Annotated in this window: 19 protein-coding genes and 1 pseudogene; 12 read left to right on the top strand and 8 right to left on the bottom strand. The window is 41.0% G+C overall.

The annotated features are described in order from the left end of the window. Positions 1 to 20 precede the first annotated feature (20 nt). The gene (locus GVX98_RS07410) at positions 21 to 455 is read right to left on the bottom strand and encodes a PaaI family thioesterase (RefSeq protein WP_004980394.1); all 435 of its coding nucleotides are present in this window, start codon (positions 453 to 455) and stop codon (positions 21 to 23) included. Between the two features lie 341 nt (positions 456 to 796). On the opposite strand from GVX98_RS07410, the gene GVX98_RS07405 reads away from it, so the two are divergent. Continuing rightward, a complete protein-coding gene (locus tag GVX98_RS07405) occupies positions 797 to 1,216 on the top strand; it encodes a GFA family protein (RefSeq protein ID WP_004980391.1) in 420 nt (139 codons plus the stop codon). 131 nt (positions 1,217 to 1,347) lie between these two features. Next, positions 1,348 to 2,217, top strand: coding sequence for a DMT family transporter (locus GVX98_RS07400; RefSeq protein ID WP_159127671.1), 870 nt, complete (start codon positions 1,348 to 1,350; stop codon positions 2,215 to 2,217). A 102-nt stretch (positions 2,218 to 2,319) separates the two neighbouring features. Here GVX98_RS07400 and GVX98_RS07395 read toward each other — a convergent pair whose 3' ends face one another. Continuing rightward, entirely contained in the window at positions 2,320 to 3,546 is a 1,227-nt protein-coding gene (locus GVX98_RS07395; protein WP_004693649.1) for a pyridoxal phosphate-dependent aminotransferase, read from the bottom strand. Positions 3,547 to 3,763: 217 nt separating this feature from the next. On the opposite strand from GVX98_RS07395, the gene GVX98_RS07390 reads away from it, so the two are divergent. Beyond that, positions 3,764 to 3,943 carry a hypothetical protein gene (locus GVX98_RS07390; protein WP_004693646.1) on the top strand — a complete coding sequence of 60 codons (180 nt, stop codon included), beginning with the start codon at positions 3,764 to 3,766 and terminating at the stop codon, positions 3,941 to 3,943. A 43-nt stretch (positions 3,944 to 3,986) separates the two neighbouring features. Here GVX98_RS07390 and GVX98_RS07385 read toward each other — a convergent pair whose 3' ends face one another. From GVX98_RS07385 to GVX98_RS07375, 3 genes are all read right to left on the bottom strand, one after another. After that, on the bottom strand, positions 3,987 to 5,453 hold the full coding sequence (locus GVX98_RS07385; protein WP_159127670.1) for a sensor domain-containing diguanylate cyclase: 1,467 nt from the start codon (positions 5,451 to 5,453) through the stop codon (positions 3,987 to 3,989). Positions 5,454 to 5,660: 207 nt separating this feature from the next. Next, positions 5,661 to 6,194, bottom strand: a complete 534-nt coding sequence (locus GVX98_RS07380; protein WP_159127669.1) for a hypothetical protein — start codon at positions 6,192 to 6,194, stop codon at positions 5,661 to 5,663. Between the two features lie 443 nt (positions 6,195 to 6,637). After that, the gene (locus GVX98_RS07375) at positions 6,638 to 7,429 is read right to left on the bottom strand and encodes a hypothetical protein (protein ID WP_159127668.1); all 792 of its coding nucleotides are present in this window, start codon (positions 7,427 to 7,429) and stop codon (positions 6,638 to 6,640) included. 175 nt (positions 7,430 to 7,604) lie between these two features. On the opposite strand from GVX98_RS07375, the gene uvrB reads away from it, so the two are divergent. The 6 genes from uvrB (at position 7,605) to GVX98_RS07345 (ending at position 14,870) form a co-directional block, all read left to right on the top strand. Continuing rightward, entirely contained in the window at positions 7,605 to 9,626 is a 2,022-nt protein-coding gene (gene uvrB, locus GVX98_RS07370; RefSeq protein ID WP_159127667.1) for an excinuclease ABC subunit UvrB, read from the top strand. Positions 9,627 to 9,729: 103 nt separating this feature from the next. Next, positions 9,730 to 10,314, top strand: a complete 585-nt coding sequence (locus GVX98_RS07365) for a lipocalin family protein (protein ID WP_078389000.1) — start codon at positions 9,730 to 9,732, stop codon at positions 10,312 to 10,314. Between the two features lie 149 nt (positions 10,315 to 10,463). Next, a complete protein-coding gene (gene rarD / locus GVX98_RS07360) occupies positions 10,464 to 11,399 on the top strand; it encodes an EamA family transporter RarD (RefSeq protein WP_159127666.1) in 936 nt (311 codons plus the stop codon). A gap of 322 nt (positions 11,400 to 11,721) precedes the next feature. Further along, positions 11,722 to 13,179 carry a glyceraldehyde-3-phosphate dehydrogenase gene (locus GVX98_RS07355; protein ID WP_004980374.1) on the top strand — a complete coding sequence of 486 codons (1,458 nt, stop codon included), beginning with the start codon at positions 11,722 to 11,724 and terminating at the stop codon, positions 13,177 to 13,179. A gap of 285 nt (positions 13,180 to 13,464) precedes the next feature. Then, positions 13,465 to 14,181: an MFS transporter gene (locus tag GVX98_RS07350; RefSeq protein WP_159127665.1), complete on the top strand. Its 717-nt coding sequence runs from the start codon at positions 13,465 to 13,467 to the stop codon at positions 14,179 to 14,181. Between the two features lie 8 nt (positions 14,182 to 14,189). Next, entirely contained in the window at positions 14,190 to 14,870 is a 681-nt protein-coding gene (locus GVX98_RS07345; RefSeq protein ID WP_159127664.1) for a hypothetical protein, read from the top strand. A 52-nt stretch (positions 14,871 to 14,922) separates the two neighbouring features. On the opposite strand, the gene GVX98_RS07340 is transcribed toward GVX98_RS07345, so the two are convergent. Further along, positions 14,923 to 15,774, bottom strand: a complete 852-nt coding sequence (locus GVX98_RS07340) for an SDR family oxidoreductase (RefSeq protein WP_159127663.1) — start codon at positions 15,772 to 15,774, stop codon at positions 14,923 to 14,925. A gap of 112 nt (positions 15,775 to 15,886) precedes the next feature. On the opposite strand from GVX98_RS07340, the gene GVX98_RS07335 reads away from it, so the two are divergent. From GVX98_RS07335 to proB, 3 genes are all read left to right on the top strand, one after another. Further along, positions 15,887 to 16,267 carry a helix-turn-helix domain-containing protein gene (locus tag GVX98_RS07335; RefSeq protein ID WP_159127969.1) on the top strand — a complete coding sequence of 127 codons (381 nt, stop codon included), beginning with the start codon at positions 15,887 to 15,889 and terminating at the stop codon, positions 16,265 to 16,267. A 402-nt stretch (positions 16,268 to 16,669) separates the two neighbouring features. After that, a complete protein-coding gene (cgtA, locus tag GVX98_RS07330) occupies positions 16,670 to 17,884 on the top strand; it encodes an Obg family GTPase CgtA (protein WP_004980365.1) in 1,215 nt (404 codons plus the stop codon). 26 nt (positions 17,885 to 17,910) lie between these two features. Next, positions 17,911 to 19,044 carry a glutamate 5-kinase gene (gene proB, locus GVX98_RS07325; protein WP_005399671.1) on the top strand — a complete coding sequence of 378 codons (1,134 nt, stop codon included), beginning with the start codon at positions 17,911 to 17,913 and terminating at the stop codon, positions 19,042 to 19,044. Between the two features lie 58 nt (positions 19,045 to 19,102). Here proB and GVX98_RS07320 read toward each other — a convergent pair whose 3' ends face one another. After that, positions 19,103 to 19,699 carry a phosphatase PAP2 family protein gene (locus GVX98_RS07320; protein ID WP_078426719.1) on the bottom strand — a complete coding sequence of 199 codons (597 nt, stop codon included), beginning with the start codon at positions 19,697 to 19,699 and terminating at the stop codon, positions 19,103 to 19,105. Positions 19,700 to 19,827: 128 nt separating this feature from the next. Further along, a pseudogene (locus GVX98_RS07315) lies at positions 19,828 to 22,022 on the bottom strand (TonB-dependent receptor family protein). Positions 22,023 to 22,068 lie beyond the last annotated feature (46 nt).

Genomic DNA, 22,068 nt, shown 5'->3' with positions numbered 1-22,068 from the left:
TTTATCAGTGCCTTTCGTTTTTAGGAACGAATAATCATACAGGTGGCTGTGGCATGGGCGTAGAGTTTACCGTCTTCATCTACAATTTTACCTTCAGAAATACCTAAATTTTTACTGATGTTGATCACGCTACCGACGGCGAGTAGTTCTTTGTCTTTTGGAATCGGTCGGCACATTTTAATATTCAGGTCAATGGTGCCATAGCCAACACCTGCTTCAAGCATAGTATGTACGGCACAACCCGTCACTGAGTCGAGTACTGTTGCTGCAAAGCCACCATGCACGCCACCAAGCGGGTTTAAATGGCGATGATCTGCTTTTGCTTTAAAGCTAATTTTCCCTTCAGAAACTTCAAAAGGCTGCATGGGAATGGTTTCACTGATACTTGCAGGTAGAATTTTTCCTGTAGACATGGCTTCTAAGAGTTGTAGTCCTGTCATTTCTTTGGGATTCATCTTGTTCAGTCCTATATTTATCTATGAGTTCCTTTTTGGAACTTGTTACCTAATTAAGCAAAATTCAGTCTTTTCGTCAATATTGAGCATTGGATTGATCAGTATAAAATCAACGAAACCGTAATGATGGATTGAGCTCATGCTATGAACATATTGTAGGGAAAAGATTTAGGATTATTCATTTTGATAATTTGAGTGTTGATAGAACGGAGCAGCCTAAACGTGAGCATTGTTTTAAAATGGTGCACAAAATTTATACACTCTTTTGTTTTTTATTTATATATAAGATAAACAAGGTTTTAGTAATTTTACACAGTCTTCACATGAAGAAGGAACTCACAATGAACGTGTCCTGTTTATGCGGTAAAACTAAGTTCCAAGCAGCACTTAAAAATCATGATGTGCATGCTTGTCATTGTTCTATGTGCCGCCAGCAGTCGAGCGGGGTGCTCATGAGTATTGATGTCGAACCTAGTAGTTTAAAGTTTGACAATCAAGAATATTTAAAATTATTCAAGTCGTCGGATTGGGGGGAGCGTGGTTTTTGTAGCGAATGTGGCACGTCACTTTTTTGGCGAACTCAGGACGGCAGCTATTGCAATATCAATGTATTTGCGATGGAAGAACAGCCAAAAGATTTAAAACTTACAACAGAAATTTATATTGATAATAAGCCTGATTTTTACCAATTCAAGTATTCTACAGAGCAGCTCACGGAAGCGGATGTGATTGCTTTATTTTCACCAGATGATGATAAATAATAAGGTATTCAGGTTGAATCATCTGAGTTGCACATTGATATTGCTGATAAATTTCATGAGAAAAACTCTCTAGATTTAATAAGATATATTCGATATATCTAAAGCAGGCTGTTGAATAAGGACGCTCAAACATGCTGCTTAAAATTTCCATTGCAATGTTGGCCTTTGCAGCCAATTCGGTGCTATGTCGTTTAGCGTTGGCTGAGCAGCAGATTGATCCGATGAGTTTTAGCTTGCTTCGGGTCTGTAGCGGTGCAATGGTGTTATTTCTACTGTATATGCTCTCTACTCATAAGGCCAAAATAGAGTGGAGTATAAAAAACGGATTTTTTCTTGCCTTATATATTGTGGCTTTTTCACTGGCCTATTTGCATATTGATGCGGGTGTAGGTGCATTACTCCTGTTTGGGACAGTACAGTTGAGTATGGTCGGTTATGGCCTGTGTCATGGTGAAAAAATCAATTTGCGACGCGGGTTGGGGCTGTCGATTGCTATTTTAGGTCTTTTGATTTTATTACTACCAGGGGCTTCGGCACCTCCTTTGGGTTATGCTGCACTGATGATGCTTTCAGGCATAGGTTGGGCTATGTATAGCATCGCAGGTAAAAATATGCATAATCCATTGGCTAGTAGCTTGGCAAATTTTGTAGTGGGGATTCCTTTTGTTGTCTTGGTTTATTTATTTTTTTACACACAGAGTTTTATTAACCCAAAAGGTATGCTGTTGGCACTCTTATCTGGTGGTTTAGCATCGAGTGGGGCATATGTACTTTGGTATGCAATAGTGAAGAAAATTGATCGGGTCACGGCCAGTAGTGTGCAATTGTCCGTGCCATGTTTGGCGATTCTGGGTGGGGCATTGTTTATTGGGGAAGCGTTGAGTTTCCGAATCATTATTTCTGCGACGATTATTTTAGCAGGCATTGCCTTGGTGATCTCGGCGTCATCGAGCAATAAAGACGTAGATACCATAGATTCTGCTGGTACTACACGGCTCTAAAATTATTTAAACGGGCTTAAGAGCAAATTTTTCAGATTTTGTTAAAAAATAAAAAACCCGCGAAGTTCGCGGGTTTCTCTAATCTAACTTTAAAGGGTTAAATTATTTTTCAGCAGCAATTGAAGCAATCGCAGCATCTACGCCTTCGATTGAATCAGCTGCTTTCTTGATACGTGCAAGCGCATCTACAAGTACGTCATCAGCAGTTGCATAAGAAATACGCATGAAACCGCCTAAGCCGAATGCATCACCAGGAACTACGGCAACGCCAGTTTCTTCCAATAACCATTCAGAGAATTCTGTGCAAGATTTTAAGCCTTTCGCACGAATTAATGGACGGATGTTTGCATATGCATAGAATGCACCATCAGCAGGTAAGCAAGAAATACCGTTGATGTCGTTCAAACCGCTAACAACTAAGTCATGACGGCGTTTGAATGCTTCAATCATTGGCTCAAGAACATCTTGAGGGCCATTCAACGCAGCTTCAGCAGCAACTTGTGAAATAGAAGTTGGGTTTGAAGTTGATTGCGATTGGATTTTTTTCATTGCGCCAATAAGCTTAGCAGGGCCTGCTGCATAGCCAATACGCCAGCCAGTCATTGCATACGCTTTAGACACACCATTTAACACGATTGTGCGGTCATAAAGGTCTGGTGCAACTGTTGCGATGTTATAGAATTCGTCATCCCAACGGATTGGTTCGTACATATCGTCAGAAGCGATATAAACTTCTGGGTATTTACGAAGAACGTCAGCCAAAGCTTCTAATTCAGCTTTAGTGTAGATCATACCTGTTGGGTTTGATGGGCTGTTTAAAACCACTAAACGCGTTTTATCTGTGATCGCTGCTTCAAGTTGAGCAGGTGTGATTTTGAAACGTTGTTCTTCACCACATTTTACAATAACAGGAACACCTTCAGCGATAATCACCATATCTGGGTAGCTTACCCAAAATGGTGCAGGGATGATCACTTCATCACCTTTGTTTAACAAAGCTAATGCTAAGTTAAAGAATGACTGCTTGCCGCCACAAGAAACCAAAATTTGGTTTGCAGCATAATCAAGGTTATTGTCACGCTTGAATTTTGCAATAATCGCTTTTTTAAGGCCAGGCGTACCATCTACAGCGGTGTACTTTGTGAAACCGTTGTTAATCGCTGCAATTGCTGCATCTTTGATGTGTTGTGGGGTGTCGAAGTCAGGTTCACCTGCGCCCAAGCCAATAACGTTCTTGCCTGCCGCTTTTAATTCAGCAGCTTTGTTGGTAACAGCAAGAGTTGGGGACGGTTTGATGGCATTCACACGATCAGAGAGACGTACGTCCACGGCAGTATTCCTTCTTATAGGGTTTAAAAAATAAAAAGCACACTATCTTAGCTTAAAAAACTCAAGCAAGGCGTTTAAAAACACAGATTTTCTGCAAAAAACATAAAAAAAATTCAATTTTGAATTAATGATTTCAAAAATGTACAGAATTAGGAAGTTTCTCGCATCTTTATGAAAAAAACTTTAAAATAAGCGCAATTTGATGAGAGTGATGGTCATGAGTAAGCAACAGCCTACTTCAAAAAAACCTTTGGTGAATCTCCCATTCCCAATGCCAAATGCAGAACAAAGTGCTGACGATGTTGCACATAATCAGGTTCGTCCAAAACCTGAACAGTATGCAGATCGTACTTGGATGCCACCACGTGGCACCCGTCGTTCAATGGGTAAACGTTGATTCGCCATTGAGATAAAAAAGCGCCCTAAAACAGGGCGCTTTTTTATTGATCATTCGCTGGGTTGTAATTGCTAACCCGTCGATCATTTTCTGCATAGTAGGTTTTTTTGTGTTCATACATCGCAGTGTCGGCACGTTTAAGCATATCTTCAACCCGCTCATTTGGATGGCTGGTAGCAGTGCCAACCGACACACTAATCGGTTGATGATTATTAAATTGGTTATCCACCATTAAAAGCTCATGCAAACTTTCAATACAGTGGTTCAATGCGGCTTCATCGGCGGCAGGTAATAGCACCACAAATTCATCACCACCGATCCTTGATGCTGAGTATTGGGTATTTTCAATTAACTGATTCAGGGTATTCCCCATACGGCGTAATAAGCTATCGCCTTGATCATGACCAAGGTTATCATTGATAGCTTTTAAGCCATTCATATCTAAGAAAATACAAGACACAGGGCGTAGGTTGTTGCGCTCAAGTCGGTTAATTTCAGTGCTGTAGAAAGAGCGGTTATAAAGTTTGGTTAAGACATCATGCTTGCCTAAGTATTCAAGATAATTTTCAGCTTTTTTACGCGCGGTAATATCGGTGAGCGCCAGTTGAACCATACCCCAATCGTCTTCGAAGCCTGGAAACACGGCAAAATGTAACAGCACGTGGCGAATACTGCCATCGAGTGCGTAATTGACCGCCTCGCAGTTATGTTGAATATTGCCATCCCACAGTTCGAGCAGTTGATGTCGAAAGGTCTGTTGGGTTTCGTTCTGAAAGACTTTATGCAAATTTTTAAGTAAATGGTCTTTGTCACGTGCCGCAAACAAATCGAGTGTGGCTTGGTTGACATCGGTAACCATGATGTCTCTGAGACATTCATTAATAAAGTCATTGTGGACATCAAGGAAAGTTTTAAAGTCACTGATCCCCAAACGACGTAAATGATCTAAACGTGCTTTGACTCGGCTAAAGTCCTCAACCCAAAGTGAAGTGGGCGAGTATTGAAAACGTGCCTCAGCAATTAAACGACTTTTTTCTTCTAAACGTTGTGCATTGGCATAAGGTGTAATGTCTTCCGTGGTGATCAGAACCAATGAAAGATCGTGTTCATGACCCGGAAGTACTGTCCCACGCAGGCGAATGTCAAGGCGATGGCCTGTAAGCGTATAGTTTACAGCAGTATTTTCAAATAAGGTCTCACCATTCCAAAGCGCGACCAGCTCATTTAAATGAGTGCTTGACATATCTGCTTTAAAAATTTGCGCAAGGTTTGCGGTTAAGTCTTCAAAACTTTGGGCTTCAAATTGTTTTAAGGTTTGCGGGTTGACATGCAGGACTTTAATTTTATGCGCACAACTTAAAATACGTGATTCATCTTCCAACAGAAAGGACGCAATATCTTCAACACCTTCACTCCGCCAAAGATCGAATTGTTTTTGTACTTCGCTGAAGTCTTCTAACCACATGGCAATGGGAGATAATTCAAAAATAGGAGAGTCCAATAATTGCATTTATATCTCGTTTTTATGTTGGAATTTAAAGCAGTATAAGCGCTAAAAAAACTTTTTAAAATAATGTGATAAAAAAAGTTATTTTAAAAACTTATGTGAGTTTATGGGGTGCTTTAGTTAAAAAATGCATATTTATTGCTCATAGAAAGTGCATAAGTTCCAATGGTTTTGGAGCTTAAAGAGCGTATATGCTGATATTGATAAGCGCTAAATGCTTTGAGGTCGATAGCGAAAAGTTTGTGATTGTTGATATTGATGGTCGCGCCAAAATAAATTGATCACCAACAGGTTTGGAAGCAATACCATGAAGAATAAATACATCAAAAAATTGCTTCGTTGTTGTTGGTAGATCTGCAGGAAGTCTTGGCTGCTGATGGTTGTATTGTCCGCTGTGACCGATAACACCAAAACTTCTGGGTAGATAAACTGGCGACTGTCTGTGTAATAACGGATACTGACTTTTTGCTCTTGCAGGTCTTCTAAGAGCGGGCAGCTCTTAAAACGATCTATAAAATTACAGACCAGTCTTAGTGCTTGCTGCTGAGAAGGCTCATTTAAAACAACATCTTCATAATGTGATTTATTACGCCCAGAGCCCACAGTGTAGCTGTTTAAGAGAATTTGTCCCTCGACGTGTTGCGGGTTGGGTATATGTTTTGCAATACGCACAGCCGAATAGTCAGTAAATTTGCTGAGACTGGAAAGTGCAAAAACATTAATGATGAAGAAGGGCGCCGTCATGAATAAAATATTTAAGAGGAGGTTGTTCTTTTTTGGTTGTTCGTTCTTTGTCTTTTTGAGGAAGGATAAGCATACAATGAAGATAAAGTAGACTGGGGATAGATTTATAAAATTAAAATCCTGAAACTGAGGCAGTTGATAAAATGCAATCAGCATGACAACGGCAATAGCCACACTAAAAACGGCATGCTTATTTCTTTTAGACTTTAATGCTTCGATGTGTAGATTGGTTCGCATAATGTATTTAAATTTTTGAAAAATATAATTATGATTTGCAGTGTAAATCTATTTACATCAGTCGAAAAGAAAAAATCTGCAACACCTAAGTCACGTATAGACACGTTGAGCTGATATGGCGTTACGTTTAACGATCAGTTTTTATGCAAATCTATGACGCAAAAAGCCAACTCATAGAGTTGGCTTTTGGGTTTGAAAGATGGGTTTCAACGTGAGGCTTTCCGCGCACGATGTTCGGGTTTTGGTGGTGCGATTTCTCGGCTGCCTTGCCAAACCTCAATGAAGTCTTGTTCATTGAGATTATAAAGTTCCAGCAGCGCTAGAATGGCACCACCAAAAAGCATGCGCCCCTCAGCGTTGGTCTCAAAATCAAATATTTTCCCAGATAGTGCATGTAAAATATCTTCAATTTCAAACACACGATCGCGACCATTACTGTCGGTTGGATACATGCGCGTGTTGAGGATAATTTTGGCTAAGCTTTTTTCATTATCGGTTAAGGCCAAATGCTGAATCAGCATGTCATCATTTTGGGTACTGAAAATCACAGCATCGTTAAAAATGGTGTGCAAAAATTTTTTACTCAGACGTGGCAGTGTTCTTTCCACAAATGGGCGAAATGATGCGGGGAAAATAACATTATGAGAAATGCCTTTAAACATAGGAGCAATTTCTTCAACTTTATAACCTGCAATACCACAGCCAATAGAGGTTAGAAAGTAAGTCATTTTAGGGTGATTTTTGGTATAGATTTTAAAGTCATCAATATAGTGTTGGATTTGCGAGAGCGGCATTTGTTGTAAGTGTTCGTTCATAGTGGGAATGGCATAACTTTGCCCTGACCATCCGCGCCCGACGCCTTTGATTGCGCCAAAGTGTTCAAGTGCAGTTCGGGCAGCGCCATCTGCATGTTGACCTGCCATGTTACTACCAAACACAAATACGGTATGTTCATCTAGGTTTTTGACGATGCTTTCGTCATGATATTGGTAAGTCATAGGCTCTGATTTTTCGCTCTTCTTCACTTCATGTTGCCCTTGAAATACGGGGGGGTCAAGTGAAAAATCTTTGTAATATTTTCAGTAAATTACATTAAAAATCTAAAAGCAAGAATTGCTCGGGATTGAATCTGTTAAAATAGTCGGTTGATGAAGCAAATCTTGGGATATGTCTGTGAGTGAGAAACAACCTTTTGATTTAGTCACCAATTACCAACCCGCAGGTGATCAGCCGCAAGCTATCGAAAAGCTTGTTGCTGGAATAGAAAAGGGCTATCACGACCAGTTGTTACTTGGGGTTACGGGTTCTGGTAAAACCTATACCATGGCCAACGTGATTGCGCGGACGCAACGTCCGACCATTGTCATGGCACATAATAAAACCTTAGCTGCACAGCTTTATGGTGAGTTCAAATCTTTCTTTCCGAACAATGCCGTCGAATATTTTGTCAGTTATTATGACTATTACCAACCTGAAGCCTATGTGCCATCTTCAGATACGTTTATTGAGAAAGATTCAGCGATCAATGACCACATTGACCAAATGCGTTTATCTGCAACACGTTCTCTCTTAGAACGTCGCGATGCAATTATTGTTGCTTCAGTTTCTGCTATTTATGGTTTGGGTGATCCTAATGCTTATATGAGCATGCTGCTGCATATTGTACAGGGCGATCGTATCGCACGTGATGACATCATTCGTCGTTTGGTGGAAATGCAATATAGCCGTAATGAGCTTGAGTTTTTACGTGGTACCTATCGTATCCGTGGGGAAATTATTGATATTTTCCCTGCGGAATCGGACCAGCACGCAATTCGGATTGAGTTGTTTGATGATGAAGTCGATTCGATTCGTTGGTTTGATCCACTGACAGGCAAACTCGTCCGTAAAGTTCCGCGTGTAACCATTTATCCAAAAAGTCACTATGTAACACCGAAAGATAATTTAGAACGCGCTATTGGGACGATTCGTGAAGAGTTAAAAGATCGTTTAGGATTCTTCCGTGCACATGACAAATTGCTTGAAGCACAGCGAATTGAACAACGCACTCGATATGATTTAGAAATGATGCAGCAGTTGGGCTATACCAACGGTATTGAAAACTATTCACGTCATTTATCCGGTCGTCCCGCGGGCGAAGCGCCGCCAACCTTATTTGATTATGTTCCTGATGATGCCTTACTAATTATTGATGAGTCACACGTGACTGTGCCGCAAATTGGCGCGATGTATAAAGGTGACCGTTCGCGTAAAGAAAACTTGGTGAATTATGGTTTCCGTCTTCCTAGTGCTTTAGACAACCGCCCAATGCAGTTTGAAGAATGGGAACGGATTACGCCAGCAACGATTTATGTCAGTGCTACACCAGCCAAATACGAGCTTGAAAAAGCCGAGCAAATAGCTGAGCAGGTGGTTCGTCCTACAGGGTTGATTGACCCCGAAATTGAAGTACGTCCGGTATTGACTCAAGTTGATGATGTGTTGTCTGAGATCAATATCCGTAAAGATTTAGACGAGCGTGTCTTGGTTACCACCTTAACCAAACGTATGGCAGAGGATTTAAGCTCGTATTTGAAAGAGTATGGGGTCAAAGTTGCTTATCTGCACTCAGATATTGACACTGTTGAGCGGGTGAAGATTATTCATGACTTACGTTCGGGTGTCTACGATGTTCTCGTCGGGATCAACTTACTACGTGAAGGCTTGGACATGCCTGAAGTGTCTTTAGTGGCTATCTTGGATGCAGACAAAGAGGGTTTCTTACGTTCTGAGCGCTCTTTGATTCAAACCATTGGGCGTGCAGCGCGTAATGTAAAAGGCAAAGCGATTTTATATGGTGATCGTATTACCGATTCGATGCAAAAAGCCATCGATGAAACAGCCCGTCGTCGTGAAAAACAAATGGCCTTTAATGAGCTGCATGGCATTATTCCGCGTAGCACCATCAGACAAAATAAAAAGGATATTGATACAGGCGAAGTGCTGACAGATGATCAAGTTGAAAGTGGTATCACAGATCAACATCAAACGCTCAGTGCAGATGAGCAGCACTTGCTGTCCGATCCGAAACTTCTTGCCAAGCATTTAAGTAAGTTGGAAAAAGAAATGCTCAAAGCTTCTAAAGAGTTACAATTTGAGCAAGCTGCGCGTCTGCGAGATGAAATTTTGCGCTTAAAAGCACAACTTCTAACCTAAGTTGCATTTACATAACGCTACAGTAATTTGGGCAGAAAGCATTATTTTTTAAAGAGATGTTTATTTTTAGATCATAAATTCTGAAATATTAAAGGTACAGTTTATGTCTGCAAATCTTCCCAAGGCGGGTTTTACGCTTGCCAAAATTGCTGTAGGTGGTGCTGTTTTAGTCGGGTTAGGCATGGCAACCATGGCTTATGCCCAGAGCAAACCCTTAGCCGTGGTAGATAAGGTTGAATTAGACCGTTATTTGGGTGTTTGGTACGAAATTGCACGTAAGCCCATGTACTTCCAAAATAAATGCGGAAGTAATGTCTCGGCTACCTATACCTTGAATGAAAATGGCAATGTGACAGTAGATAACCGCTGTTATGCCCAAGATGGTAAGCTGATGCAGTCCATAGGTGAAGCATTTGTACAAAACCCACCTTTTAATAGTAAGTTGAAAGTGAGTTTTTTACCTGAGGCGGTGCGTTGGTTACCTGTGGCACGCGGGGATTATTGGATTTTAAAAATTGATGATGACTATGAAACGGTTTTAGTGGGTGAGCCACGTCGTAAGTACATGTGGGTGCTTTCTCGCTCGCCACAACCAGACCAAAAGGTCATTAATGAATACTTAGAATATGCAAAGTCAGTGGGTTATGATTTGAATGATTTGATTCATACCAAACAATTGCAAAAGTAAAATCTATTAAGCCTTGAAAGCCATGCTGAAGCATGGCTTTTTTAGTTTCATATACGTATCTTAAAACTTGAATAATAAAGCTTTATACAGTCGAACGCTTTATAATCGGAACCTAGTAAAAAATCGTGTAATTCAATGTGGGGTGAAGGATGTATAAAGGTGTCGCACTATCGGTTTTAGCATCCGTCACTTTTGGGGTTTTGTATTTTTATACCTTTTTTTTAAAGCCTTTAGATAGTGAGCAAACTTTTGCTTGGCGTATGCTTTCGACCTTACCCTTTTTAACCGCATTCATGTGGTGGAGTGGTGATTTAAAACTCATTTCGGAGTTGTTTAAGCGTATCTTTAAACAACCTTGGATGATTGCTTGGTTATTGTTTAGTTCGGTTTTATGTACCACGCAGTTGTGGCTATTTTTATGGGGACCCATGAATGGTCGCGGTCTACAAGTGTCGCTCGGTTATTTTTTGCTGCCTTTGGTCATGGTGTTGGTTGGTTGCATCCTTTACAAGGAAAAACTATCTCGCTGGCAAATGGCTGCGGTAGCCCTTGCAGTGCTAGGGGTAGGACATGAAATTTGGCGTATTGGTAGCATGGCATGGGAAACAGTCTATATCGCTTTGGCTTATCCTTTGTATTTCTTCCTGCGCCGTGTTTGTAAAACGGATCATTTGGGTGGCTTCTGGTGGGATCTGTTTTTAATTTTACCTGTCGCGTTCTATTTGGGCTTTGTGCATAGCGATAGTTTGGCTTTGATACAACAGTTTCCACACCTGATTTTGGCGGTCATCGGACTGGGTTTCTTAAGTGCGATGGGACTTGGAAGTTATATACTTGCGAGTCGTTATTTACCTTTTGTGATCTTTGGTTTGCTGAGTTATTTGGAGCCTGTTTTATTAGCAGGAGCATCAGTTGCCATGGGGGAGCGTATAGAGGCAGGTGAGTGGTTTACTTATATTCCAATTTGGTTTGCAGTCTTATTGCTTATTATTGAAGGCGTGTTGCATTTATATAAACAGCAACAAAATAAAAAACAGCTCGAACGAAATATTGAGCATTTTGAAAAACAGCACCATTCAGACTAATTTGATGATGTTTGGAGCTGTCATTGCACTAGAATTTGGGCGATAAGCAAGTTTCTTATTTGTTTCTTGCCCTTTAAGAATAGTTGACTGTTTGATAAAACATCATTTGCGTAACTGTTTATTTTTTATCTAAAAAATATTTTTTTAATTTTTATACTGCAAAATCATAAGACTAAATGCAATCATTTCTTAAATTAATAATGGATATACGACAAAAAACATCATGCATTTGCAGCTTTCGATTCAAACTTGGCGCTAAATCCTTTACAATTGTTGGGTTTTAAAATTTACGCTTAGATTAAATTAATTAGAGGACGTATCTGTGAGCAAAGAGACTATCATCGCCCTACACGCAGAACACCAAGGTCGCTGGAAAAACCGTGAAGAAATCGCGGAACAAATGATCGCTTTGATCGGTCAGCTTTACCGTGAAAAAAATATTGTGGTTTCAGTGTTTGGACGTTCTTTAGTTAACCGTTCAGTTATCCAAATTTTAAAAGCGCACCGTTTCACTCGTATGATGGACGTTGAGCTTTCAGTTGTACACACGTTCCCAATTCTTGAAGCGTTGGCTAAAATTGAAAATATTGGTACTGCTGAAATTGATCTAGGCAAATTAGCCGTTGCTTTTAAAGAGCAAGGTGGCGATGTTGATGCATTTGTTGCAGCAGCTGTTAAATCAGTAGAAGGTCGTGCGACTTCAGTAGAAGGTCGTGACGTTGTTCTTTATGGTTTTGGTCGTATCGGTCGTATTCTTGCACGTTTAATGATTGGTCAGTCTGGTCTTGGACGTGGTTTGAACCTAAAAGCGATTGTGGTTCGTAAGTCATCTGATGGTGATTTGGAAAAACGTGCATCTTTATTACGCCGTGACTCAATCCATGGTCCATTCTCTGGTACGATTTCTGTTGATGAAGAAAACGAAGCAATCATTGCAAACGGTCAATTCATTAAAGTCATTTATGCGTCGAACCCAACTGAAGTTGATTATACCGATTATGGTATTAGCAATGCGTTAGTGATCGACAACACGGGTAAATGGCGTGATGCTGAAGGTCTTGCTCAACACCTTAAGTGCCCAGGCGCTGCACGTGTGATCTTGACTGCACCAGGTAAAGGCGACATGAAGAACGTAGTGTTTGGTGTGAACCAAGCTGACATTCTTGATGAAGATACCATTATCTCTGCAGCAAGCTGTACAACCAACGCAATTACACCAACACTTAAAGTATTACATGACAAATACACAGTGTTGAATGGTCATGTTGAAACAGTTCACTCGTTCACAAACGACCAGAACTTAATCGACAACTACCATAAAGCAGACCGTCGTGGTCGTGCTGCAACGTTAAACATGGTGATTACTGAAACTGGTGCGGCTAAAGCAGTAGCTAAAGCACTTCCAGCACTTCAAGGTAAACTGACAGGTAACTCTGTACGTGTTCCAACACCAAACGTTTCACTTGCGATTTTGAACTTAACTTTAGATAAAGAAGTTGATCGTGATGAAGTGAACGAATACATTCGTAAAATTTCAATCAGCTCTAGCCTTCAAGGTCAGATCGGTTATACCAACTCGACTGAAGTTGTATCATCTGACTTTATCGGTTCGCGTACAGCAGGTGTATTTGATGCGCAAGCAACAATCACTTCGGGTAACCGTTTAACTGCTTATGTTTGGTACGATAACGAAGTAGGTTATAGCTGCCAAGTTTTACGTATTGCAGAGCAAATGGGTGGCGTAAGCTATCCAAAAATTCCAGCTGAAACAAATGCATAATTTGTAGTAGCGCAAAAAAAGAGCCTCAATTGAGGCTCTTTTTTTGCGCTGTTGTTGTGGATGAGGCCAATCAGGTGCGTTGGAGTGACATAAGTATTGGCTTGAGTGCTAAGAGTTGCCAATGTTTAATCCCTAGTAATTTACTTAGAATAATTAGAATACTGTGTAAAATAGGACGATAAAAACTAAAGAGTCTGGTTGGTATACCGTCCCCAATGACTTTCTAAGCTGACAAAAGGATGATATTTGTCAGATAAAAGAAAATAAAACAAAAGGAATTTGAATTTGCAAGTGAAGCATGTGCTAAGTGGATTGGCATTCATTGTGTTGGCATCTGTATGCGGTGTGCTTATCGCTATTTGGACGTTTAAACACTTTAATATTTATATTCCCTTAGAAAATCAAAAAGTCAGTATTGATCTGCAAGAGCCTTTACAAGCCGAAGTTAAAATTCATGATGCCTTAGATGTGGATGTCACAGGACGCGTTAATGCAGAAATTCCGATTCGTGAAAACCTGAATATTCCCCTGACCCAAACGCTGACTCCACGAGTATATTTTGATAATCAAGTTCCGATTAAAACCACCATTCCAGTACGTGAAACCTTGAAAATTAATCAGAACATGCCTGTAGATACCAAGGTACAGGTGAAAGTTATGGGACGAGATGTGACTTTACCTTTAAAAGGTAATATTCCCATTCAACTGGATGTGCCGATTCATATTGATGTGCCACTTGAACAGCAGGTACACCTCAAATTTGATGCGCCTGTGAAAACCGTACTGAAAGAAAACTTACATATTCCAGTAAATACCGTGGTTAAGACCAATATTCCAATACAAGGGCATTTAAACGTTCCAATTAAAACAGCATTGAAAGCGTCGGTGGATGTGCAAAATACATTACCAATTGAAATCAAGCAGGGTGAGTTGAAAATTCCACTGAATAGCTTGCAATTACTGCGTGAAAAACCTCAACCTCAAGAACACGTGAAGCCATAGGAGGGAGTATGTGGATATTCCAGTCTACGAAGCGGCTTGTATTGAGTTTTGTATGCGTTGTAATTTTAGTGGGTGCACTGTTTTGGTTGTACCTGAATATTCAAGCCAGTATGCAAGTGTCTGCGAGTGAAGCACAAATTCAACTATCAGACTCCTTACCGACAAAAATCCAAGTGGGTAATTATTTAGAAACCCAATCTGTTGGGACTCTAGATACGCAACTGAAAATTGATCAAAAAATCAACCTGCCTTTGACGGGGAAATATTTGGCAAATTTAGAGTTTGAAGTAGAAGTACCTGTTTCAGTATCGGTTGATTATCAAACCGAGGTGCTGATTGATCAAAACATGCCGTTGGAGACAACTACAGATCTAATTTATCAGAATAAACTGTTGCCTAAGTTTCCACTCACTTTAGATATTCCAATTAAGCTGGCTGTACCATTTCATTTAAAGCAAGACTATCAGGTCCCGATCAAAATTATGTTTAAGGGCTTGGTCTATTTTGAGTTCAATGAGCAAGTGCGACTGCATGTGTTGCATCAGTTTGCACCACAGTTAAATTTGAATGACCCAATGACTATGCGCAAAATAGCAAGCTTCAATGCCACCATGTACAACATAGAGCGAAGCACAACTGCGAATTTAGAGATGAATATGACTCTACCCGTGAAGAATATTCATCCATAAAAAACACCGCCAATCATTGGCGGTGTTTGAATGTGAAGATTAAAAGAGTGCCTTAAAGTGCAGCTTTAATCGCATCTTGAATACTGGTGGTCTTACGTCCAATCAATTGTTCTAAGTCTTTGCTGTCGCTGTACATCGCACCTTTGGCGGTTTGCACATCGGCATCTACAATCACATCAATCAAGTGTGCTGGGAGGCTGGCTTGAATTAAGCCTTGACGCAGGTCATCGGCAGACAAATTTTGATAGATGACTGGCTTATGTGTTGCCTGACTGATGAATTGAGCCAAATCAGCTTTAGTAAAACTTTCAGAGCCTGCCAATTCATAGGTTTTATTCTCATGGCCCGTTGAGGTTAAGACTTTAGCTGCAGCTTCAGCAAAATCTATACGTGATGCTGAGCTAATTCGGCCATCTTGAGCTGCGCCAAAAAGAGTCCCAATTTCAATGGTGTGAGCAACACCTGCAAGGTAGTTTTCGCTATACCAGTTATTTCTTAAGAAGGTATAAGTGATTCCACTGTCTTGAATTAGTTTTTCGGTTTCGCGGTGTTCTTGGGCTAAGCCGAGTGGGGACTTATCTGCACGAAGTAAGCTGGTATAAGCAAGATAAGGTACGCTGGCCACTTTCGCAGCATCAATCACTGCTTGGTGTTGAGGTGTACGGCGACCAATTTCATTGGCTGAAATCAGTAATAACTTATCTATTCCTGATAGAGCAGGAGCTAGTGTTTCAGGGTGGTCATAATCAAACTCACGCAGCTCAATACCTTGGACTTTGAAATGTTCAGCTTTATCGATGTTACGAACTAACGCAACAATATTCTGGGCAGCAGTCAACTGCAAGAGTTGCTCTATAACGAGGTTGCCAAGTTGTCCTGTTGCGCCTGTGATTGCAATTTTCATAATTCACCTATATTGGTTGTTTTCTATACTTGATGGTTGTATCTTAATCTGTTAACTTACTAAATGTAAGTACATACCAAAAAGTAAGTAATAAACCAAATGGAGAGAAATGATGCACACCTATGCGACAAGCAAATTGTTAGGTCAAGTTTTATCCACGGAGTGTCCGTCTCGTGAAATTTTGGAGCATCTTACGAGTAAATGGTCGGTATTGGTGTTGCGTTGTTTAAGTGATGGCGTACATCGTTTTAGTGAACTCAAGCAGCGTATAGAAGGGGTGAGTGAGAAAATGCTTTCTCAAACGCTCAAAACGCTTGAGCATGATGGCTTTATTCTACGGACGGTCTATCCCGTGGTGCCGCCCAAAGTAGAGTACCAATTGACGATCTTGGGTTCACAAGCTGCTGAGAAAACCATGTATTTGATTGGGTGGATTGAAAAAAGTTTACCTGAAATTCTAGAAAGCAAAGAACAAGTGGCAGCTTTAAAATAAAAGATGACAAGTATTCTGGATTGGTTGTGACAATCCTTAATTGCATTTTAAGAGTGAATTCCTCCAGAGTGCGGAAGTGGATTAGATTTGATTAGAATTTCAGGCTCTGAAAAAGGCTTGTGATCAAACAATCTACTCTTTTAGCACGCTATTTTCTTATAAAAATCCTTCTTGAAAATAAAAGTTGAGTAGGATTGAATAAAATAACTCGAAGAGCGATCTAACGACTAAATGGTCAGCTCATTTAAATTAAAAATGAATAAAATCAGGTGAAAAGTGTCAAAAAATTAGATTTTGGTATTTTTGTGACTAAATTTCATGTTTCGCTGAATAATTCTATTCGAGAAATTTTGTAAAATATGGCAGAATATGCGGTTTTAAAGTATTTAGAGGATTGGCAGCATGCGCTTTGTTGATGAAGCAGTCATTACCGTAGAGGCTGGCGACGGTGGCAATGGCGTAGCCAGTTTTCGCCGTGAAAAATTCGTACCTTTTGGTGGTCCAGACGGTGGTGATGGTGGTCGTGGTGGTAGCGTATTTATCGAAGCTGATGATAATACCAGTACCCTTGTAGACTTCCGTTATACTCGCCGCTTCCGTGCGGAGCGAGCTAAAAATGGTCGTGGCGCGAACTGCGCGGGCCGTGGTGGTGAAGACACAGTATTAAAGGTTCCTGTAGGTACAACCATTGTTGACACTGACTCAGGTGACATTATTGGCGACTTGGTTGAAAGTGGTCAGCGTGTACTTGTCGCAGCGGGTGGTGATGGTGGTTTGGGTAATACTCACTTTAAATCATCGACGAACCGTTCGCCACGTAAGTGTACCCATGGTTTTAAAGGCGAATTTCGTGAAATTCGTTTAGAGCTAAAAGTATTAGCCGATGTCGGCTTACTGGGTATGCCAAACGCAGGTAAATCGACGTTTATTCGTGCTGTATCAGCAGCAAAACCTAAAGTTGCAGACTATCCGTTTACTACGATGGTTCCAAACCTTGGTGTGGTTGATGCGGACAGTCACCGTTCATTTGTAATGGCGGATATTCCTGGCTTGATCGAAGGGGCTTCTGAAGGTGCGGGTCTTGGTATTCGTTTCTTAAAGCACTTGGCGCGTACGCGTATTTTGCTTCACATTGTGGATGTTCAGCCGATTGATGGTTCTGATCCTGCATACAATGCAAAAGCGATCTTGGGTGAGTTAGAGAAATTCTCTCCGACACTTTCAAAGTTACCTATCGTTCTAGTGTTAAACAAAGTTGACCAACTTGCAGACGATACGCGTGATGAATGGTGTCAGCATATCTTAGATGAAATGCAGTGGGATGGCCCTGTATTCAAAACTTCAGGTTTGATGTCTGAAGGGACAAAACCAGTTGTATATTACCTGATGGATCAAATTGAGCAACAACGCGAACGTGAGCTTGAAGATCCTGATTATGCAGCAGAAGTAAAAGCATTCCGTGAGCAGCTTGAAGCTGAAACACGCGAACAAACGATTGCCGCTAAAGAAGCATATCGTGAAATGCGTCGCCAACAACGTCTTGCTGGCCTGTTGGCTGATGATGATGAAGACGATGATGAAGATGACGGCGAAATGGAAGTGTTTTACGTACGTTAAGCTCGTAATGAGTAACTGAGGACAAGATGATAGAAGTGGTAGATGGGCAACGTAAGCTCGAAGCTTGTAAACGAATCGTTGTTAAAATCGGATCATCTTTACTCACAGCAAATGGGCAAGGTTTAGATATAGATGCAATTTCGCATTGGGCGAAACAAATTGCAGATCTACACAATGCAGGACATGAGATTATTCTGGTGTCGTCAGGAGCTGTGGCTGAAGGTATGGTTCGTATGAAGCTAGACAGCCGACCCACCGATCTACCCAGTCTTCAGGCGTGTGCTGCCATTGGTCAGATGGGCCTTATACATACGTGGTCAAGTGTGCTTGAAAAACATCACATTCAGACTGCGCAAGTGTTATTAACCCATGATGACTTGGCAGACCGTCGTCGTTATTTGAACTCATGTGACGCGTTACAGAACTTGATTGAATGGCATGTCATTCCTGTAATCAACGAGAATGACACGGTTTCGACCGATGAAATTCGTTTTGGTGACAATGACACGCTTGCTGCGATGGTTGCTGGTCAAGTCCATGCTGATTTGTTAATTATTTTGACCGACCAGCAGGGGATGTTCGACTCAGACCCACGTTCAAATCCAGACGCTAAATTGTTCCATACTGTGCGTGCTTTAGATGAGAGCTTGTTTGATATGGCTGGCGGTGGCGGTAAGTTTGGTCGTGGTGGGATGTTGACCAAAGTTCGTGCTGCACGCTTGGCTGCAAAGTCTGGCTGTCCAACGCTGATTGCCAGTGGTGAAAGTGACAATGTGCTTGCACGTTTGATGGATGGTGAAATGCTTGGGACATTGTTTATTACTGACAATGACCGCATTACTGCTCATCAACAGTGGTTAGCGGCTCACTTACAAACTGCGGGTCGTTTGGTGTTGGATGATGGTGCTGTCAAAGCCATTAAAGACAACCATCGTAGTTTGCTTCCAGTTGGCGTGAAAGCTGTGGAAGGGCATTTTGAGCGCGGTGACGTGGTTGAGTGCGTTGATATTCAAGGCGGTCGTGTTGCAGTCGGGCGTGTCAATTTTAGTTCGCGTTCTGCGGAGCTGGTAAAGGGCTTGGCGTCAGATAAAGTACACCAAGTCCTAGGTGAAGCACGTTCACTTGAGATGATCCATCGCAACCACATGGCGATCTACTGATTTAAACGCATTAAAAAAATCCCGCTTTCGAGCGGGATTTTTTGTTTTAAAGCAATAGTTATTTGATATAGCCTTTTTGAATAAGTGGCTTAAATAAGTAAAAGTGAATGGTGAGTGCCCATTGCATGATTTTCTCTTTATAGAGATTCCAAAGCTTTAATCCAAAGAAGTTTAAGGCAAAAGCCAATAGAAAAGCCCCGAGCATATCTAAAGGGAAGTGCACACCAAGATAAACACGTGACCATGCAACCAGCCAAGCCATAATCAAGAGAAAAGCTCCCACTTTACGCTGCGCAGAGAATAGATAAGAAAAGGCGATACTGCTAAAAATCAACATATGGTCACTCGGGAAAGAGCCATTGGGTGCATGGTAAATGAGTGTGCGTCCGACCTCCATGACGAAAGGCCGTGGGTGATAATACACATGAGAAATACATTGGCTGATCAAAATGGCGATACTGGTAAAGATAAACGCCTTCAATATCTGTTTTTTAGTGTCATAGTTACCACGTAGCCAAAACCAAGCAAACAGTAAAATCATACAATAGAGCAGGTCATTGGCGATGAAAATGGCAAAATGAATACTAGTATTAGTGGCTTCAGGAGAAGCATTAATCCATGAAAAAAGCGATAAATTAAGTTCTGAAAGAGTCATGAAAGTGGATTGTGTTTATCAAGTATGGAAGAGAGTCATAATTTTGTCATATTGTTAAAATAAAAAAGACCACAAAAATGTAGTCTTTTTTACTAGTTCAATGTAGTTGAACGAATTGGCTTTCAGTTTTAGAAGTCAAATGACGTTTGAAGGTAGAAGGTACGTGGTTGCCCTACATATTTTCCGCCTGTTGAGTCAGTAGAACGTGTGAAATATTGTTTATCAAACACGTTTTTAACGCCACCCGCGATTTTTAAACCGTGGAATTGCTCACCAAAGTCATAGGCTGTACGCACGGCAAAAGTGGAATAACCTGGAATATCACCTAATTTTCCATCATCCGATTCGTCAGTTTGATAGGTATCACCCGAACCTGGAGAATGCTGCTTAGATTGGGCAAACATATCTGCATTGACGCTCCATTGATTCACTTTATAGCCTAAACCAACATTTGCTGTGTGGCGTGAGTAGAACGGAAGATCTTTGTCTTCAAAGTCGCCTGCTTCAGCCACAGCTTTGGTGAAGGTGTAGTTGCTATAGAGTTTTAAGCCCTCAAGCGCATCGGTTAAATAGGCAAAGTCATAAGCCAGACCAAGTTCTACACCTTTATGACTAGTTGCTCCAAGATCCGTCCAAATATTACTATTTTGAGCACTAGGTACTAAGCTGAGTTCTTTGTCGAAATCTAAATAAAACGCGGTTAATTCTGCATTTAGACCATTGCCTAAATACTTCGTCCCAATTTCATAGTTGTTGGACTTTTCAGGGTGCAAGCCATCAGTTGTGCTTTGTGCAACACCACCTTCTAAACGTGCCAATTGGTTATATTGTTGTGGGCCGAATGAAACGCCCGCATTGGCAAAAATGTTCCAATTGTCTGACGCTTTATACATAACCGATAGGCTTGGTAAAAACTCATCTGAATCAATTTTTGGTGAAACGGTATTAACTGCTACGCCTTGGTTATAGGCAGTAAAATTGTTATGTGTTTCAATTGATTCAAAACGTAGTCCCGGTGTGATGACCCAGTTACCTAAATCGAAGCGGTTATCTGCATAAATTGCATGTGCTTTAGTGCCACCTTCACTAGTGGTACGTGCTTTAATTTCGGTCACAGGTGCATTCAATGCATATGTAGATGAGCGACCTGAGAACTCAGAACTATCTTCATCTAAATAACGATAGCCGATAGTAAATTCGCTATTTGAGTTACCTAATTGGTATGCACGAGACCAACGCGGTTCAATGGCAAAAACTTTATAGTCGCGTGGAGAGGTATCCATACGCGAAGTCGTTGTACTAACATCTTTCTCTAAGTCGCTCGTGCGAAATGAGTCAATATAATAGGTCAGCAATTCAAAGTTATTTTTTTCATCTTGATGTGTATAGCGGAATGACACATCTGAGCGGCGACCAGAGAAATAATTACGTGACTTATTTGACTGATAAGGGTTTTGTGCATATTTTTCAGCAGTTAAGCCTTCAGGCATTTCACCATAACTTCATAGTGATGTAGGTTTAAGGCAATCGCATCAGCATCCGTAATTTGATAGGCCATTTTTAACATGACATCATCAATGTCAGTTTTATTATTGGCTTCACGGTAGCCATCACCTTTTGTACCCGAATATAGCAGAGCAAGGCCTAAACCATTATCTAAGGTTCCGCCTACAAATAGGTTCGGGCTGTATTTAACTTGATCTGTACCCGAAGCATATTCGGTCGTTAGGCTGATATTACCTGCAAACTCTTGAGGAATCGCGCGAGTTGCAAAGTTAATGATACCGCCAACGTTCTGCGGTCCAAAACGTACAGAACCTGCTCCACGAACCACATCCACAGATTCAATATTGCCTAATGATACCGGTGCTAGAGAAAGCTGAGGCTGTCCATAAGGCGCAAATGATAGCGGGACACCATCAAGCAGTACTGTAGAACGAGGAGATAAACGTGAGGCTAAACCACGAACACCAATATTGAGTGAAACATCACTGCCACCAGTACCATTATTTTCTTGGACTTGAACACCAGGCACTTGCTTCAGGGCATCTTTAATTGAAGTCGCAGCAACTTCATCTAAGCGATTGCGAGTAATAATCGTACGAGCACCTGCATGCTTTTGCACTTTTTCTGCATTAGCATCTTCTAACCAGTTGCCTTGTGCTTCAAGTTTGATGGTCGGAAGCACATTGTTGCTCGTTGCTTCAGTGAGTTCTTCTGCTTGTGCATAGGTCAAGCAGCTCATAGAAAGCCCAATCGCAATGCTGAGTTGTTTGGCTTTGAATAATCTGCGATCCTGCAGATGAAGACGTGATGAAATCATGCTTTTGTGCGCAATCCATAATAAATAGCGCGGCTATCATATGCTG

The sequence above is a fragment of the Acinetobacter sp. 8I-beige genome, assembly GCF_902505955.1.
GTDB classification, from domain to species: Bacteria; Pseudomonadota; Gammaproteobacteria; order Pseudomonadales; family Moraxellaceae; genus Acinetobacter; species Acinetobacter johnsonii.
The sequence above is the reverse complement of the archived record's forward strand: the minus strand, read 5'-3'. Positions and strand labels throughout refer to the sequence as shown.